We start from the raw sequence: 15,996 nt of genomic DNA, 5'->3' as shown, positions 1-15,996 counted from the left end.
ACCTTGCTCCGGACGATATGGCGGTAGTATCGCGCTCGAGCAGACTCAGCACGATATGCTTATGGCCGGGACTTTAACATAACAAAATAGTCAGGCGACTCTTCAGGATCACATTGCGCCAACCGCCTCTTTTCCGCCGGCTTGCGAGCGGGTTCACAACTTGGATCATAAAGCTGCCCCGGCCCCAGCACTTGCGCCCATAATTCCTTCTTTCTTTCAGGAATCTGCGTACCGAAGAGCTGTGCGGCTTGTTGATAATTAAGGTGAATGTCAACGTCTCGAATCTGGTCATCTATCACTGGGCGAGCAATCACCCTGATTTCCTCATTTGTGGCTGGATTGATAATCCTCAGCCTTTTCCATGCATAGTCGGCACCTATTGGTACATTGACATAAAAACGACGTGGCTGATCTGGACCTATTTTGGGAACGCCTGCCCATAGCTTGAGGCCCAGACGCTCGAAGGGAGCCTCCGTTCTCTCCGCGCGTCTCCGTAGTTCGGCAACAGAGGGAGCTGCGTCAATTTTTTCCTGCATTTTCTGCGTTCTCTCAAGTATCCCCAACTTCAACTCATTCTTGTCGAGTTTTACAAGCTCGCTCAGGGCACGAGGCAAATCAGAATCAGAAATAGGATATATCTGATGTCTCTTCAGTGCAGCCACTGCCTCTAGCTTTTGCTGTCCCTCCAGCAAATCCTTGATGGATTGTTCCGCTGGTAATTGATAGATGGCGAAAGCAGACAAAGCAAGCATTCCAAACGCCACCACCATGAACGCAGTAAATGCCAGTTTGAGTTTAAGTGCCCTTCCGTGCAGAAGCTGTGTTGCAATTTCAAATCGACGTGCCAGAGGTAGTTTGTCCACATTGACACGAAGTACCTCCAGCACGCCTTCGAGCAATATGCGTCTGTCAGATTCTTTGGCGCTATTGATTAGTACCTCAGTACGTTTGAGCTGGGTGACATAAACCCATGCCACAACGGCAGCAAGGAACGCTACGAGCGTCAGAGGCGAACTCACATAGGTTATCGCTTTCCATACATCCATGGCTACACCCGCTCCTTGTTGTTATGTGTTCGAACCTCAGCATCATCAACGATGACAACAAGAAAGCCCCCCACATCACAAACAGGGATAGATCACCAACGTCTACCCCACATAAAACTAACATAGAATTCTTCTTGGAAATAAGGGCAATGGCAGTGAGTACTGCTACGTGGGCGCAGCACAATTCATACACTGAAAGGTATGCTCAACACCCCCGGTAAGGTATGTGATAGGTCAATGGAAACGGACTTACTCAATTCAACAACCCATGCTTCATGCGGCCTGGAGCGATGTTAAGAAGAGCAAGAGAGCGAAGGTCGGGTCCGCTATTCGGACACGGACTGATGCGCTGGGCGCCGTAGAAGCCGGCTCAGCCGAAACCCTGATTAGAACCACGAACGCGCGCCGCAGGCGCGCGGGACTGCCGCGCAGCGGCAGCAGTTGGTCGATTCGGAGAGTGCCGGCCCCGCAGGCCCTACCCTTCGAATCCCCCGCACAGGGCGCGCAAAAAAACAAAAAGGCCACCCGAAGGTGGCCTTTTGCGAGAGGGGGATTTTTATCTTTCGCAGCAAGCGTCGCCAACCTTTGTTTTCGACAGAATTCGATCTCGGGTTTACCCTCAACCATACCCCAAAAATCAATCACTTATCCAATATTCGGTAGTCTTGACTTTTAGCCGAATTTTGCCAACGCAACCATCAAGAAGAGCCAATGAATAATTTGCGAAACTTCACTGATTGCGCTTGTCTATGGATAATATTTTTCGATATCGCCATTTTCACCAATACTTAGAAAAGGATGGAGCTCCCGTTGCGATCCAACCGATAGAGGCCCATTCCCCGAAAATGCCCCTAAGTATTCATTCAACGACAAAATTCTCGGCCACAAAGTATCCATGGAGAACTAGGAGATCAATCGAATACGCGAGGTAGCTAATTACTGCGCCATTAATTTCGCTCTGAATCTACTTGCGCCAGCGCTCAATGACTTGTGCAAACACAACATCGCGCCACGGTTCTCTCCACTCCTTATGAACCTTAACGCTTTGCGAGTGGGGTTCTGGAACAGGTAGAGGCATCTTGATGACTGCAGGTAGCAAAACTGCATCACCGACAACCACACACTCTCCCGGAGCCAAGTTAGGTAGAATTTCCGTTATAGCATTAGCATTGTCTGGAAATAACCGTCGCACATAACTTTGATCCGCATCGTTTGTCAGACGCAAGGACATGAAATTGCTGCACTGAGCAAAGATAGTTTCCGACACTTCTGAGGGACGCTGACTTACAACCATCAGACTTAGGCCATATTTACGTCCTTCCTTCGCGATTCGTTCGATAGATTTTCGAGATGCTCGATATGCAGCATGGTCATTCCGTGGAACGTAGTTGTGCGCTTCCTCACAAACCAACATAACAGGGATATCATTTAGCTTTCCTTGCGCATGTTGCAACTTAGAATAATGAAAACAAAAATCAAAGACAAGACGTGATATCAAACTAACGGTAATACTCAAAACTTCAAAAGGTACACCACTCAAGTCTACAATAGTGACGTTCGCCAAATCAAGGTAGCCGATGAACTGTTTCATCAATGCTTCAAAGTCCTCGGTAACATGAGGTTGCCCGTCCGGCTTCTTCGCATTCAAAAGGAATCTCAGACGCTTGTCGGCTAACTTTGCTTCAAGTCGAGAAACGAACCTGTTGAATTCACCATTAAACGGCCCGCTGGTTGCTTTACTCTCTTTCGCAGTAGAGTTCGGAACAAAGTCATGAATCTTATCAAAGTATATTTTTCGATCTGTTACTAATCGCCCATCAGCCAGCTTAGGTTTATCTTCCCCATTTAATCGCCCAATGACTTCTCGATTCAAGTTTTCAATATATCTATAAACCTCATCGATCGAAAAATATGCTGGCGTATCGTAAGTGACTTCAGTAATCTTTGGATTGTGTTTTTCTTTATTAAGAACAACAGCATGTTTGAATTGACTAACTTGATTATGAGAGTTTGCTTCATTACTCTCGATAAACATACTTTCCAACTCTTCTGAATTCATTAACCAATATGGCAACTGTAAAGAATCAATATCCAGACGACTTAGAGTAAAAGACTCTTCCTTTAAAAGTGTGAAAGCAGCAGTGTATTCATCATGTATATCGAATATCAAAACATGCGAATTATTTCTCGTATTTTTGTTTTTATTCTTATTCTGAGAAATACCTACAACACTTTGCAATACGCTAGCAACCGTACATGACTTACCAGAACCAGTTGAACCGACCACAGCAATATGTTTACTAAAAAATCGATTTCCATCTATCATAAGATCAATCGTCTTATTCATAGAGAGTTTGCCTAGCGGAAAATCGTGCTCTCCATCTGCAGAAAATATTTTATCGAGAGTATCCGCCTCTGCGATAAATGCATGCTCAGTCGGTACAGGTAAAAGTAAACTGCCTCGATCAAACGTCTTGTCCTCAACCAATGTCCCAATGGCCTGGCATTCGATCTGGAAACTCCAAAGTGGACTTCCATCTAGGCCAAGGTTGTTAGTTCCTTTAATATTTCGAATAGTAGCAATCGTGAAGTCAAGATTGCCTTGAGCGATTTTTAAGAAACGACCAACTTGCAAACCTTCTTTGTTTTTTTCGAAAATCTCAAGGCCATCGACCATAACAACAATGGCCTCAGGAGCACAGGAAAGCACAGATCCAATCTTAATAGGCATTGCTTATCCCCATCATGTATTTTATTTCATTAAATTTCTCAGATCCGAGAAATTCCAAATTTACATCCCTTACGTTCAACATAATTTTCTCGCCATCACCGATTACGAAAAGATCATCTGGCTTCGTATTAATAGCAATGTTTTTATATTCCTCCCAGCGAATAAGTCGCAAAACAAATTCTTTTTTATCCTTTTGGACCAACGGCTCGCGAAAAAAATTTGCCTCTGAAAAAATCTTAACCGGTCGGCCATGATTTGGTATTGCATCTTTCGCAACAAGCCGTTCCGCAATTTCGTCGAAAAGATTTACATTAACATCTATCGCAAAAAGAGGGGTATGTGTATGTGATACTTTAAAATGGTATTTATCAGTAAATGACTTAATAAAAAGAACAATTTGATCTTCAAATTCATCAATAAACTTAGGAAATATTATAATATGTCGCAAACGGACATTTTCATTGAGATTTTCTTTAAGTTGTTTACGACGTGTCTCAAGTACTACTTTTCTAGTATTCAGCGCAAGTGTCCACTGTGATACGGCTGTTGATCTAATTTGGCGTAGCGCCTCTAAAAACTGAATTTTTGTTATTTTCCTAAGCTTCACATCGTGTTTTATACTCAAGTCAGCGATAATTTGAATCGCATTTGGGTAAAACATCGTATCGACCTCTAACTTACTAAAGCCAAGCGCTTGTAATAGTTTCCCATTTTCCGCCATTAAGTCGTCATACTTTGGGGTAACATAAATTGAAAAAACCTTTAGGAAGTCATCAACATTAACACCAGCAACTTCCAACACCAGGTCTTTCAAATCCTTATTTTTTGACTTAATCGCATTATTTAGATCATCTAAAGATACCGTAATTGCTTTTTCATTTGGAAAGTGTGCAAATAAGTAATAGCTAATTTTTGCAGTCGGATTGGATTTGAAATGCTTCATCATTTGAAGCAATGGATTATATAGAATGCTTGGCGTATATTTATCTTGAGTTTCGTGGTATTTACATTGTATCGCTTTCGTTCCAGAGAATGTCGCCACCTCGATGTCTTCCACTATTCCTTCTATAGTGATCACAGCATCATCTGCAGCTTTCAATAATTCAGAAAGCGTTTGATTAAACTGATATAAAAATCCTTGGATTGTGTAATCAGCTGAGCGGCCCATTTTTCTATTTTCTAAAAAATTTAACGAATCCCTCCCAGCGAAATAATTTCATCGTAGCTGAGACCAATATTAGAGAACTACTGTTGACTGTGAGGATAACATCTTGAAAATCTGAAAAATACACAAATTGTCACGGTAGAGAGTAGCAGTATTCCGCAACTAATTTCCAGATTGTTGTTAGTACGATGAGATTTTTAAATTCCTACACTGCTTGATCAGGAATTGGGAGGCAGCAAGGATCAGGCCTGCCATTCGGACACGGACTCACGTAAAGGTACGGTAGATGCATGCTCATTCGAAAGTCTAATTTGGGGTGTTACGTTGAGCACGAAGTGCGAATAAGCAGGTGGGAAGTTAGCTAACCGAAGGTTAGCTAACTTCACCTATCCTGCCCCGCTTCGCGCAGCGACTAAACCACCAAAATCGTCGGACACAACTTCGACCAAACCATTTTTTTACAGGTACGAAAGCAAATTTAGCAGGAATGTATGCCGAAACTAGCACGGTAGTTTCGCCCTGTGCAGCGACTGAAACCCTTAAATCACCGGGTAATACCTCGGTCGAACCATTTTTTTGCAGGTACGAGAGCAGATTTAGCAGGAATGTATGCCGAAAGTAGCACGGTTGATCAGCGGCAATAGGCAGCGTCCAATTGGGAACATTTGACATGCATCTGGGCCGACCTTGATCAATGTCAGCAACAAATTTTTATAGTCTGCTGTACGAGTACTACACGGCAATAGCGCGTTTCTCGTCCAATGGCCGTGCCTGTAAACATCTTCCCTGGAGGCCAGTCGAAACGTTTGCTGGAAGGCATTGATGACGCGGGATGCAAGCGGTCGCATGCGCATGTGGCAACTGTACTGCAAAGGGGAAAATGAAATCCAGTCGATGGCAATGTATCTATCGCATGAAGATGCGCCGTCGGTTGCCCAATTTTTAGCTGCTAAAGCTTCCACGAACCGGCTCCTGTGTCCAGCCTTGATGTCACGCGTAGTGCGCGGCAGGCTTGATCTAAGTGGCATGGCAGGCCAATTCTTGTTGCACCAGCCATTACGGCATTCGATACTGGACGCGTGTTTTCGGAATAATGATTGCGAGCGCGTTTCCGCGAAGGACGAATCGGTGGCAGGGCAAGGCCTGCCGCATATGCCGTTCACCTCGGTCTTGCCGCTGGCATTTTTGGTTCACGAAAGGGGACGCCATGAAAGCAGCGACAACCGAATACCTGAAAGAGCGCCGCGTGGAACCGCGCATGGGCGAAGAGCGCTTCATCCGCCTGGGCGAAGTGCTGGCAACCTGCGGCAAGTCGCGCAGCAGCGTTTATGCGGGCATCAAGGAAGGCACCTTCCCTGCCCCGGTGAAGCTGCAGGGACGTTCCTCCGCCTGGCTCAGAAGCGAAGTGCTACGCTGGATGCAAGCTTGTATCGAGGCCAGCAGGCCGACAGCTACGGCGTCCACAATAACCGATCATTCCCCAGGCATTGATCGTATCGACAAGCGAGGTACCTGAGGGCAAGTAACCGAGATTATTCCGGTGTAAACAAATAACCAGCCAACCCTGTCTCAGCCCCCTAAGCGGTCGGAGCCATGAAGAGCAATGCAAGATTTAGTTTCCTTGGCCGATGCCGCCGCTAAGGTCCATGACAGTTCCAGCACGATAACAGGCTAGATTTTCCCAGGCTGTGCATTGATGAAAAGCACTAAATCCATCACTGTGTTCACCTTCCCATACAGCGGATTTTCCTCAACCCGGACCAATGTGTGCGCGCTTCGCTCTGCAATATCCCGCAACAAATCCTCTACATCCTCCGGGTCTATTCGTAAGTCCACCAATAGCGAGTCTGAAGCACGGACAGGAAACGCTGCCACATGGGAGCGCAGCAGGAGCTGAATTTCCTGATACGCCGCACGAATGACCCAGGTGTCGGTAAGCCGCGTATCAAAGCTGCGAGCAAAGTTGCAGATCGACTCTCCATGTCGAGAATTTGCCAGTAATTCAAGTCGATGCCGCTCTCGTCGATTTAAGACAATGGTGAAGCAGCAGAACACACATACCAGGAGGGCCGTTATATATATAGGACCGGGGCCGAGAAATAATAAACAAAACAGCCAGCTCCGACTGCCAAGCCAGTCAAGAATGACAGTTGCGGCCAGCCAAAGGTGGGGCTGGTAAGTGGTGATATTAGTCGGGATGGCAAGCGTATCGTCTTCATTGCGCTCCGCAGAGTGAAGTTAACTATGAGGTATTAGCCATTCGCTGCCGTTGCTCTCCACCGCCGCACGAGCAGGCAAGCTATTCTCATAGGACTTTAACTCATTTGATAACTAGCACAACAAAAATCTCGACAAGCAAACCCACTGCCAACTAGCCAAGCATCGAGAAAACCGCCCCCCCCTGCAACGATAATGCCGCTGCAAGCAGGCATTCACCTCCGCCGCTGCGCCACCCTGGCATCCCTCATGGCCTCGATCAAGTCATCTTCATCCATACCCAATTCAAGGCAGCCGAAGATGATATCGGCGCAGTAGTCATACAGCACGTCAATCACCTCGGCGGCGCACTCTTGCTGGATTTTCTCCAGCAAGGCCAGCATGTCGCTTCGCACTCTTTCATCGGTGGAAACGCGGCTCAGTACCGGGAAGGCCAGCAGCCGCATCCGTTCCACCGCCTGCATGCCGACATGGCTTGCGCGACGCTCCACTTTTCCGGCCTTTATGGCAGGCGGGAGCGGACGGCTTCGCCAAAGCCGCTTTGGTAGGCGCATGTGCGCGGCATTGAATTCCGTACGCGGGTCCTGGCCTTCATCGAGCATCTTTCGGGCAGTTAAGCAGCGGCTTCGCGCAAGCTCCAGCGAAACTTCCGGGTAGTGGCCGAAAGTTAACCTGTCTTCCTTCCGATTTGGCTGACGAAATTTCATGCGCCAGACCTTTGTTCCAGTCGGCATGACTTCAACATACAGGCCGTAGCCGTCGAATAACTTGAATGGCTTGTCTCCAGGCGCCGCCTGTATCAGCTGCTGCTCTGTCAGGGGTTCAATTCGTCTTGGCATGGCTCCCTCCTTAACGACGCGGCGCTGGCCACACCAGTTCCAGCGATCCATGATGGCCTGGCTGCGGCGTATCGCCGCGCTCCACGGCTTCCAGGTAGTCGGCCCACTCCTGCATCATCTTGCGCCGCTCGGCCAGGAACTGGGCGCGGTCGTAGGCGCTGGCCACCTTGTCCTTGGGCGCGTGCGCCAGCTGTCGGTCCACTACTTCATGGCGGTAGCCCAGGCGCTCCTTGATGGTGCTCATGGCCAGCGCACGGAAGCCGTGGCCGGTCATGCGCCCCTTGTAGCCCATGCGGGCCAGCGCCACCAGCAGCGTGTTGTTGCTCAGCGGCTTGTCGTGGTCGCGCTGGTTTGGAAACAGGTACGTGCCGCGGCCCGTGATGGTGTGCAGCTGACGCAGCAAGGCCAGCGCCTGGCGCGAAAGGCAGACGTGATGATTGGTCATGTCGGGGTTGACGGTCAGCTTGCCGCGTTTCATGCGCTGCCAGGGAATAATCCACTCGCCCTTCTCCAGATCGACTTCGCTCCATGGCGTTTCTATCAGTTCGCTGGTGCGCACGAAGACCAGCAGCATCAGGCGCAGCGCGATGCGCGTCGGCTCGAACATGCGCGCTTCGTTGCGCGCCAGCGCGTCCAGGAAGGCGGGCAATTCATCGGCATCGATAGCGGCGTAGTGCGAGGCGCGCTTGGTCTTCAGGACGTCCTTCATGTCCACCACCAGGTTGCGGTCAGCCAGGCCGCACTGGATGGCGTAGCTGAATATCTGCGAGCAGACGGCTTTCAGGCGATGCGCAATCTCGGTCGCGCCGCGCGCCTCGATCTTGCGCAGCGTGGCAATCAGTTCGCGGTGCCGGATTTCCGTGATCGGCCGGTCGCCGATGCTTGGAAAAATATCGGCCTCCAGGCGCTGCAGCATGTTCCGTGCAGTGCGCTCGCTCCACGTCGGCACCTTGTTTGAGTACCATTCGCGGGCGATTTTCTCGAAGGTATTGGATGCTTTTTCGGCAGCGAGCCGCTTGGCGTCGTCGCGGTGCTTGCCTGGGTCGATCCCCTGCAACTGCAAGCGGCGCGCCTCCGTGCGCTTTTCACGCGCCACCATGAGCGAAATTTCCGGATAAGGCCCGAAGGTCAGCGTATTTTCCTTGCCGTTCGATTGGCGGAACTTCATACGCCAGATCCGCGAACCGCTGGGCATCACTTCAACGTACAGGCCGCCGCCATCGAACAGCTTGTATGACTTTTGCCTGGGCTTGGCATTTTTGACCTGGAACTCGGTCAGGGGAGGGATGATCTTGGCCATGGCTGGTCTCCTCAGCATATGCGTCAGAAATCACTTTAGACCGGCGAATGAGGGCTTGGTTGCGAGACTTGGGGTAAGCTGATCTGTATCTAGCTCCGATTTTTACTGGCTGCAGCTGGACAGTACTGGACGCCAGAATACAAAAAAACCGCTTTAGCACGGGCTAAAACGGTTTTTTGTGGACGTTCTTGGACTTCCTTGAACTGGCCAATTTGTATCCGTGGCGGAGAGAGGGGGATTCGAACCCCCGATAGGCTATGAACCTATACACGCTTTCCAGGCGTGCGACTTCAACCACTCATCCACCTCTCCTGCAGGCAATGCGTCTACTGGCTCGCATTGCGTACTATTTCTCGCTTGTCGCGAAGCCGCAGATTATAGCAAAGAATCTACGGACTGCCAAAGTTATTTACCGTGGGGTAAAAGTTAAAGCTGGCAACGACAAGCGGCAGCCCAACAGAGGCCATGGTCGGCCCCCGCAGGGACCGACCTTCCATTACGACGCTTCCTTCAACTGCTCCAGGATGGCCGGGTTTTCCAGGGTCGAGACGTCTTGCGTGATCGTCTCGCCCTTGGCCAGCACGCGCAGCAGGCGGCGCATGATTTTGCCGGAGCGGGTTTTCGGCAGGTTGTCGCCGAAACGGATCTCCTTCGGTTTCGCGATCGGGCCGATTTCCTTGCCGACCCAGTTGCGCAGTTCCAGGGCCAGCTTCTTCGCTTCCTCGCCTGTCGGGCGCGCTTGCTTGAGCACGACGAAGGCGCAGATCGATTCGCCTGTCGTGTCGTCCGGACGGCCCACCACGGCGGCCTCGGCCACCAGCGGGTTGGCCACCAGCGCCGATTCGATTTCCATCGTGCCCATGCGGTGGCCCGACACGTTCAGCACGTCATCGATGCGGCCCGTGATGGTGAAGTAGCCCGTTTCCTTGTTGCGGATCGCGCCGTCGCCTGCCAGGTACATCTTGCCGCCCAGTTCTTCCGGGAAGTAGCTGGACTTGAAACGCTCGGGGTTGTTCCAGATCGTGCGGATCATCGATGGCCATGGACGCTTGACTACCAGGATGCCGCCCTGGCCGTTCGGCACGTCCTGGCCCGCTTCGTCGACGATGGCGGCCATGATGCCGGGCAATGGCAGGGTGCAGGAACCAGGCACCATCGGCGTCGCGCCCGGCAACGGGGTGATCATGTGACCGCCCGTTTCCGTTTGCCAGAAGGTATCGACGATCGGGCATTTCTCGCCGCCGATATGCTTGTAGTACCACATCCACGCTTCCGGATTGATCGGCTCGCCGACCGTGCCCAGCAGGCGCAAGCTGCTCAGGTCGTAGTTGCTTGGGTGGACTTTCGGGTCTACGTCGGCCGCCTTGATCAGCGAACGGATGGCCGTGGGGGCGGTGTAGAAAATGCTGACGTTGTGCTTCTTGATGGTTTCCCAGAAGCGGCCCGCGTTCGGGAAGGTCGGGATGCCTTCGAACACCACTTGCGTGGCGCCCACGGCCATCGGGCCATACGCGATGTAGCTGTGGCCCGTCACCCAGCCGATGTCGGCCGTGCACCAGAACACGTCGTCCGGCTTGATGTCGAAGCTCCACTTCATCGTCAGCGCGGCCCACAGCAGGTAGCCGCCGCTCGAGTGCTGCACGCCCTTCGGCGTGCCCGTCGAACCGGAGGTATACAAGATGAACAATGGATGCTCGGCATCGACCCATTCCGGCTCGCATTGCGCGCTCTGACCTTCGACCAGGTCGTGCAGCCACGTGTCGCGGCCGGCCACCATCGGCAAGTCGCTGCCCGTGCGTTTGTAGACGATGACGTTTTTCACGCAATCGCAGCCGCCCAGCGCCAGCGCTTCGTCGACGATCGATTTCAGTGGCAGCTTTTTGCCGCCGCGCAATTGCTCGTCGCCCGTGATGACGGCCACGGCGCCCGCGTCGATGATGCGTTCCTGCAGGGATTTCGCCGAGAAGCCGCCGAACACGACGGAGTGGGTGGCGCCGATGCGCGCGCACGCTTGCATGGCGGCCACGCCTTCGACGGACATCGACATATAGATAATGACGCGGTCGCCTTTGGCGATGCCCTTGGCTTTCAGGCCGTTGGCGAGCTTGCAGACTTTTTCGTGCAGCTCTTTATAGCTTGCCTTGGTGACGGTGCCGTCGTCCGCTTCGAAGATGATGGCCGTCTTGTCGCCCAGGCCGTTTTCGATGTTGCGGTCCAGGCAGTTGTACGACACGTTCAGCTGGCCGTCTTCGAACCATTTGTAGAACGGGGCGTTGTCTTCGTTCAGGGTGCGGGTGAACGGCTTTTTCCAGCTCAGGTTTTCGCGCGCCAGCTTGGCCCAGAAGCCTTCGTAGTCGCGTTCGGCCTCGGCCACCATGGCGCGGTAGGCGTCCATGCCGGAAATCGTTGCCTGTGCGGCAAACGCTGCCGACGGTTCAAATACGCGCGACTCTTCCGGTCCCTGCTGCTCTGTGCCCTGCCCTTGGTTCTCTATAGCGGCCATGCTAGTCTCCAGTGTAGTAATTGTTTGCTAACACAATATTCCTGCTGTCTTACGGACGCCTTACAGTCGGCGTTTTCCTCGGTCCATTCTAACCATAATCGCCACAGGCGACGGGCGTCAAGCGTACGCCGCCCAGCATTCTGGATGGAAAAACTGATAACAAGTCAATTAGTTGGCGTCGCTTTGTGTTTCATCAAGCCCAAGAATCCAAATCGAGGGCATGCGCAGTGATCAGCAGCAAGTGTAAAATGTCGGGCATACCAAAAATTGGTATTTACCCCCAGGAAACTCCAGATGATCGACCACTTACAAAAGCCCAAACATAGCAAACTGCATCCCCTGTCCGCCTTCATCTTCATGTCGCGCTGGCTGCAGCTGCCGCTGTACCTGGGTTTGATTCTTGCCCAATGCGTGTACGTATTTCATTTCTGGGTGGAGTTGTCAGACCTGATCGGCGCCGTGTTCGGCAATGACGCGGCCCTGCAGCACGTCATCAGCGCCGTCACCGTGGCAGGCGTGCCGCCACCGGTCAAGCTCAATGAAGCGACCATCATGCTGGTGGTGCTGGGCTTGATCGACGTGGTCATGATCTCGAACCTGTTGATCATGGTCATCATCGGCGGCTACGAAACGTTTGTCTCGCGCATGCACCTGGACGACCATCCGGACCAGCCGGAATGGCTGTCGCATGTGAATGCCTCCGTGCTGAAGACGAAACTGGCAATGGCCATCATCGGCATTTCGTCGATCCACCTGCTGAAGACCTTCATCAACGCCAGCGCCTATGCCAAGGAACCGAATGTGGTCATCGCGCAAACGGCGATCCACATGGTTTTCATCCTGTCGGCGATGGCGATTGCCTACACCGACCGCATCATGACCGTGACGCAGAACCAGGCACGCCCGCATTAACCGGAAGCCCATGGCTGCCAGCAGCGGCCATGGGCTTTCAGCAAAAAGTCTTACCCTTCTTATCTACCGCGAGAACACCATGACTGTCATAAAGCAAGAAGACCTGATCGAATCCGTTGCCGCAGCGTTGCAGTACATTAGCTACTACCACCCTGCCGATTACATCGAGCACCTGGCGCGCGCCTACGCGGCCGAGCAAAGCCCGGCGGCGAAAGATGCGATCGCGCAAATCCTGACCAACTCGCGCATGTGCGCGGAAGGCAAGCGTCCTATCTGTCAGGACACGGGTATCGTCAACGTCTTCCTGAAAATCGGCATGGGCGTGCGCTTCGAAGGCTTCAGCGGCACCGTCACCGACGCCGTCAACGAAGGCGTGCGCCGCGCGTACAACTTCGACGACAACAAGCTGCGCGCCTCCATCGTGGCCGACCCGCATTTCGACCGCAAGAACACCAAGGACAACACGCCAGCCGTGGTGCACATGGAACTGGTCGAAGGCAATACCGTCGACGTGAAAGTGGCAGCCAAGGGCGGCGGCTCGGAAAACAAGTCGAAGATGATCATGATGAACCCATCCGACTCGCTGGTGGACTGGGTCATGAAAACGGTGCCGACCATGGGCGCCGGCTGGTGCCCGCCCGGCATGCTGGGCATCGGCATCGGCGGCACGGCCGAAAAAGCCATGCTGATGGCAAAAGAAGTGTTGATGGAAGACATCGACATGTTTGAGCTGAAGCAACGCGGTCCGCAGAACAAGCTGGAAGAACTGCGCATCGAACTGTGCGACAAGATCAACTCGCTGGGCATCGGCGCGCAAGGCCTGGGCGGCCTGACGACCGTGCTCGACGTGAAAATCATGATGCACCCGACGCATGCCGCGTCGAAGCCGGTCGCCATGATCCCGAACTGCGCCGCCACGCGCCACGGCCACTTCGTGCTCGACGGCTCGGGCCCTGCCTACATGACGCCGCCGTCGCTGTCGTCGTGGCCGGAAGTGCACTGGACGCCGGACACGGAAAAATCCAAGCGCGTCGACCTCAACACCCTGACTAAGGAAGAAGTCGCTTCGTGGACGCCGGGCCAGACCTTGCTGTTGAACGGCAAGATGCTGACGGGCCGCGACGCCGCCCATAAACGCATCCAGGACATGCTGGCCCGTGGCGAGGAATTGCCGGTCGACTTCAAGAACCGCGTGATCTACTACGTCGGCCCGGTCGACCCGGTGCGCGACGAAGCCGTCGGCCCGGCCGGCCCGACGACGGCCACGCGCATGGACAAGTTTACCGACATGATGCTGGAAAAGACGGGCCTGATCGCCATGATCGGCAAGGCCGAGCGCGGCCCGGTCGCCATCGAATCGATCCAGAAGCACCAGTCGGCCTATCTGATGGCCGTGGGCGGCGCCGCCTACCTGGTATCGAAAGCCATCAAGCACGCCAAGGTGCTGGGCTTTGCCGACATGGGCATGGAAGCGATCTACGAATTCGACGTCGTCGACATGCCGGTGACGGTGGCCGTGGATGCGAAAGGCACCTCGGTGCACAACACGGGCCCGAAAGAGTGGCAAGCGAAGATCGAGCAACTCAATAGCGTCAGCAAGATTCCCGTGACGGTTGCTTAAACAAGCTCTACCATAGACGCCGCGCGGCCACATCAGCGCGGCGTTTTTTTATCTTCTTCGGCTTTATATGACTTCTATTGCAAGCACTGCCCGCCCAGACGCGCCCATCGGCATTTTTGACTCCGGCGTGGGCGGCCTGTCGGTGCTGCGCCATATCCGCGCGCAGCTGCCGCAGGAAGATTTGATTTACTTTGCCGATTCCGCCTATGCGCCATATGGCGACAAGACGGAACAGCAAGTGGTCGACCGTTCACTGGCGATCACCGCCTTTCTATTGCAGCAAGGCGCGAAGGCACTGGTGGTGGCATGCAACACGGCCACCATTGCCGCCATCAAGGCACTGCGCGCGCGCTATCCCGACCTGCCCATCGTCGGCGTCGAGCCGGGCCTGAAGCCGGCAGCCGCCATCAGCCGCAACGGCAAGATCGCCGTGCTGGCCACGGAACGCGCCTTGCGCGGCGACAAGCTGCTGGCCCTGCGCGAGCAGGTGAGCGCCGCCACAGGCGCCACCTTCATCTTGCAGCCCTGCATCGGCCTGGCCGACCGTATCGAGCAGTGCGAGCTGGGCAACGACCCGTTGGACGCCACCAGCGCCATGCTGGAACGCTACATCGCCCCCATGCTGAAACAAGGCGTCGACACCCTCGTGCTCGGCTGCACGCACTACCCCTTCGTGCAGGACGCCATCGAACGCACGGTGCGCGCGCATACGCAGGATGCGATCACGCTGGTGGACACGGGCGACGCCGTGGCGCGCCAGCTGGCCCGGCTGCTCGATGCTGCCAGCCTGCGCCGCACCGGCAACGATGCGCCCCAGCTGCAAGGTTACACGACGGCCAAGGTCGAATCCCTGGCGCAAGCCTTCTCCGGTTTGCTGGACTTGCAGCCGCCCGTCGCGCACCTGTCCGTGTGAGCTGGGTGAGCAAAAGCGAGCGTTTTCATGCAATCTTTCGATTCTTTAAAAAAGACTGCATTTAGATTTGCCACTTTGGCGAGTTCTTTGTATAATTCGGCACCTGTTCAGCAAAACAGCTAAACAGGTAAGTAAGACAGTGGTGGCTGTAGCTCAGTTGGTAGAGTCCAGGATTGTGATTCCTGTTGTCGTGGGTTCGAGCCCCATCAGCCACCCCACAGAATAAAGAAGAGCCCGGTTTTCGAACCGGGCTTTTTCTATTTCGGCGCAGGTTTTTATGGCGTAAATCAAACACCATGACTATCTGCACAAGATGGCGATGTTGCGCTCACCGACATGCTCACCTTGCCGATAAGTAAAAGTACAGCTGTCGATACTGTCGTCGAGCCGCATCGCCAAAGTCAGCTGACCCGTGCCGCCGTAACGACAGGCCAGCCATTTCCCCTCCGGAAACTTGCCATCGAGCCGATAAGTATCTACCCAACCTTTTTTCAAGCGCTTTTGCCGGAAGTCCGACAGCTCGCCCAACTGCTCCGGTGGCCCGTTCATCGGCGCCGCCGCATGCAGGTAAAGTGGCGAACCGACATAGCTGGTCCAGCCTTGCGGTACATCGGCAAGCTGCAGCGAGCCCTGGGAAATCGACACTGGGCAGGCAACGGGCGCGGCGCTGGCTGCCGATTGCAGGCACGATATGGCCAGCAGTGCCATTGCAGGCCAGCAGGTCCGTGCTGCCATTGTCGTTTTTGAGT

At 53.5% G+C, this 15,996-nt stretch carries 11 protein-coding genes and 2 tRNA genes; 5 read left to right on the top strand and 8 right to left on the bottom strand.

What is annotated here, in order from left to right; translation table 11 throughout:
* Window positions 1-59 precede the first annotated feature (59 nt).
* From ACQ4W4_RS13840 to ACQ4W4_RS13830, 3 genes are all read right to left on the bottom strand, one after another.
* Window positions 60-1,046 carry a hypothetical protein gene (locus ACQ4W4_RS13840; protein ID WP_436542483.1) on the bottom strand — a complete coding sequence of 329 codons (987 nt, stop codon included), beginning with the start codon at window positions 1,044-1,046 and terminating at the stop codon, window positions 60-62.
* A gap of 964 nt (window positions 1,047-2,010) precedes the next feature.
* The gene (locus tag ACQ4W4_RS13835; RefSeq protein ID WP_436542482.1) at window positions 2,011-3,777 is read right to left on the bottom strand and encodes an ATP-binding protein; all 1,767 of its coding nucleotides are present in this window, start codon (window positions 3,775-3,777) and stop codon (window positions 2,011-2,013) included.
* Window positions 3,767-4,945, bottom strand: a complete 1,179-nt coding sequence (locus tag ACQ4W4_RS13830) for a hypothetical protein (RefSeq protein ID WP_436542481.1) — start codon at window positions 4,943-4,945, stop codon at window positions 3,767-3,769. The genes ACQ4W4_RS13835 and ACQ4W4_RS13830 overlap by 11 nt, the downstream gene beginning before the upstream one ends.
* 1,204 nt (window positions 4,946-6,149) lie before the next feature.
* Here ACQ4W4_RS13830 and ACQ4W4_RS13825 point away from each other — a divergent pair.
* Window positions 6,150-6,458, top strand: coding sequence for a helix-turn-helix transcriptional regulator (locus ACQ4W4_RS13825; protein ID WP_436542480.1), 309 nt, complete (start codon window positions 6,150-6,152; stop codon window positions 6,456-6,458).
* A 916-nt stretch (window positions 6,459-7,374) separates the two neighbouring features.
* Here ACQ4W4_RS13825 and ACQ4W4_RS13820 read toward each other — a convergent pair.
* The 4 genes from ACQ4W4_RS13820 to acs form a co-directional block, all read right to left on the bottom strand.
* The gene (locus tag ACQ4W4_RS13820; RefSeq protein ID WP_436542479.1) at window positions 7,375-7,998 is read right to left on the bottom strand and encodes an Arm DNA-binding domain-containing protein; all 624 of its coding nucleotides are present in this window, start codon (window positions 7,996-7,998) and stop codon (window positions 7,375-7,377) included.
* Window positions 7,999-8,008: 10 nt separating this feature from the next.
* Window positions 8,009-9,298 (bottom strand): tyrosine-type recombinase/integrase, encoded by a 1,290-nt coding sequence (locus ACQ4W4_RS13815; RefSeq protein ID WP_436542478.1) that lies wholly within the window; start codon window positions 9,296-9,298, stop codon window positions 8,009-8,011.
* Window positions 9,299-9,519: 221 nt separating this feature from the next.
* Window positions 9,520-9,610, bottom strand: a tRNA-Ser gene (locus ACQ4W4_RS13810).
* 184 nt (window positions 9,611-9,794) lie between these two features.
* Window positions 9,795-11,801 carry an acetate--CoA ligase gene (gene acs, locus ACQ4W4_RS13805; RefSeq protein ID WP_436542477.1) on the bottom strand — a complete coding sequence of 669 codons (2,007 nt, stop codon included), beginning with the start codon at window positions 11,799-11,801 and terminating at the stop codon, window positions 9,795-9,797.
* Window positions 11,802-12,095: 294 nt separating this feature from the next.
* On the opposite strand from acs, the gene ACQ4W4_RS13800 reads away from it, so the two are divergent.
* The 4 genes from ACQ4W4_RS13800 (at window position 12,096) to ACQ4W4_RS13785 (ending at window position 15,465) form a co-directional block, all read left to right on the top strand.
* A complete protein-coding gene (locus ACQ4W4_RS13800; RefSeq protein WP_436542476.1) occupies window positions 12,096-12,713 on the top strand; it encodes a TIGR00645 family protein in 618 nt (205 codons plus the stop codon).
* A gap of 79 nt (window positions 12,714-12,792) precedes the next feature.
* On the top strand, window positions 12,793-14,334 hold the full coding sequence (locus tag ACQ4W4_RS13795; protein ID WP_070218188.1) for a fumarate hydratase: 1,542 nt from the start codon (window positions 12,793-12,795) through the stop codon (window positions 14,332-14,334).
* Between the two features lie 67 nt (window positions 14,335-14,401).
* On the top strand, window positions 14,402-15,247 hold the full coding sequence (gene murI, locus ACQ4W4_RS13790) for a glutamate racemase (RefSeq protein ID WP_436542475.1): 846 nt from the start codon (window positions 14,402-14,404) through the stop codon (window positions 15,245-15,247).
* Between the two features lie 142 nt (window positions 15,248-15,389).
* Window positions 15,390-15,465: transfer RNA gene (locus ACQ4W4_RS13785), tRNA-His, on the top strand.
* Window positions 15,466-15,547: 82 nt separating this feature from the next.
* Here the strand turns inward: ACQ4W4_RS13785 and ACQ4W4_RS13780 are convergent.
* On the bottom strand, window positions 15,548-15,982 hold the full coding sequence (locus ACQ4W4_RS13780) for an STY0301 family protein (protein ID WP_436542691.1): 435 nt from the start codon (window positions 15,980-15,982) through the stop codon (window positions 15,548-15,550).
* Between the last annotated feature and the right edge of the window lie 14 nt (window positions 15,983-15,996).

Origin of the sequence: Janthinobacterium glycogeni, assembly GCF_051380725.1 — a bacterium.
In the GTDB taxonomy this organism is placed as follows: domain Bacteria; phylum Pseudomonadota; class Gammaproteobacteria; order Burkholderiales; family Burkholderiaceae_D; genus Janthinobacterium.
Note: the sequence above shows the minus strand (reverse complement) of the source record. Positions and strands in the feature narration are given on the sequence as shown.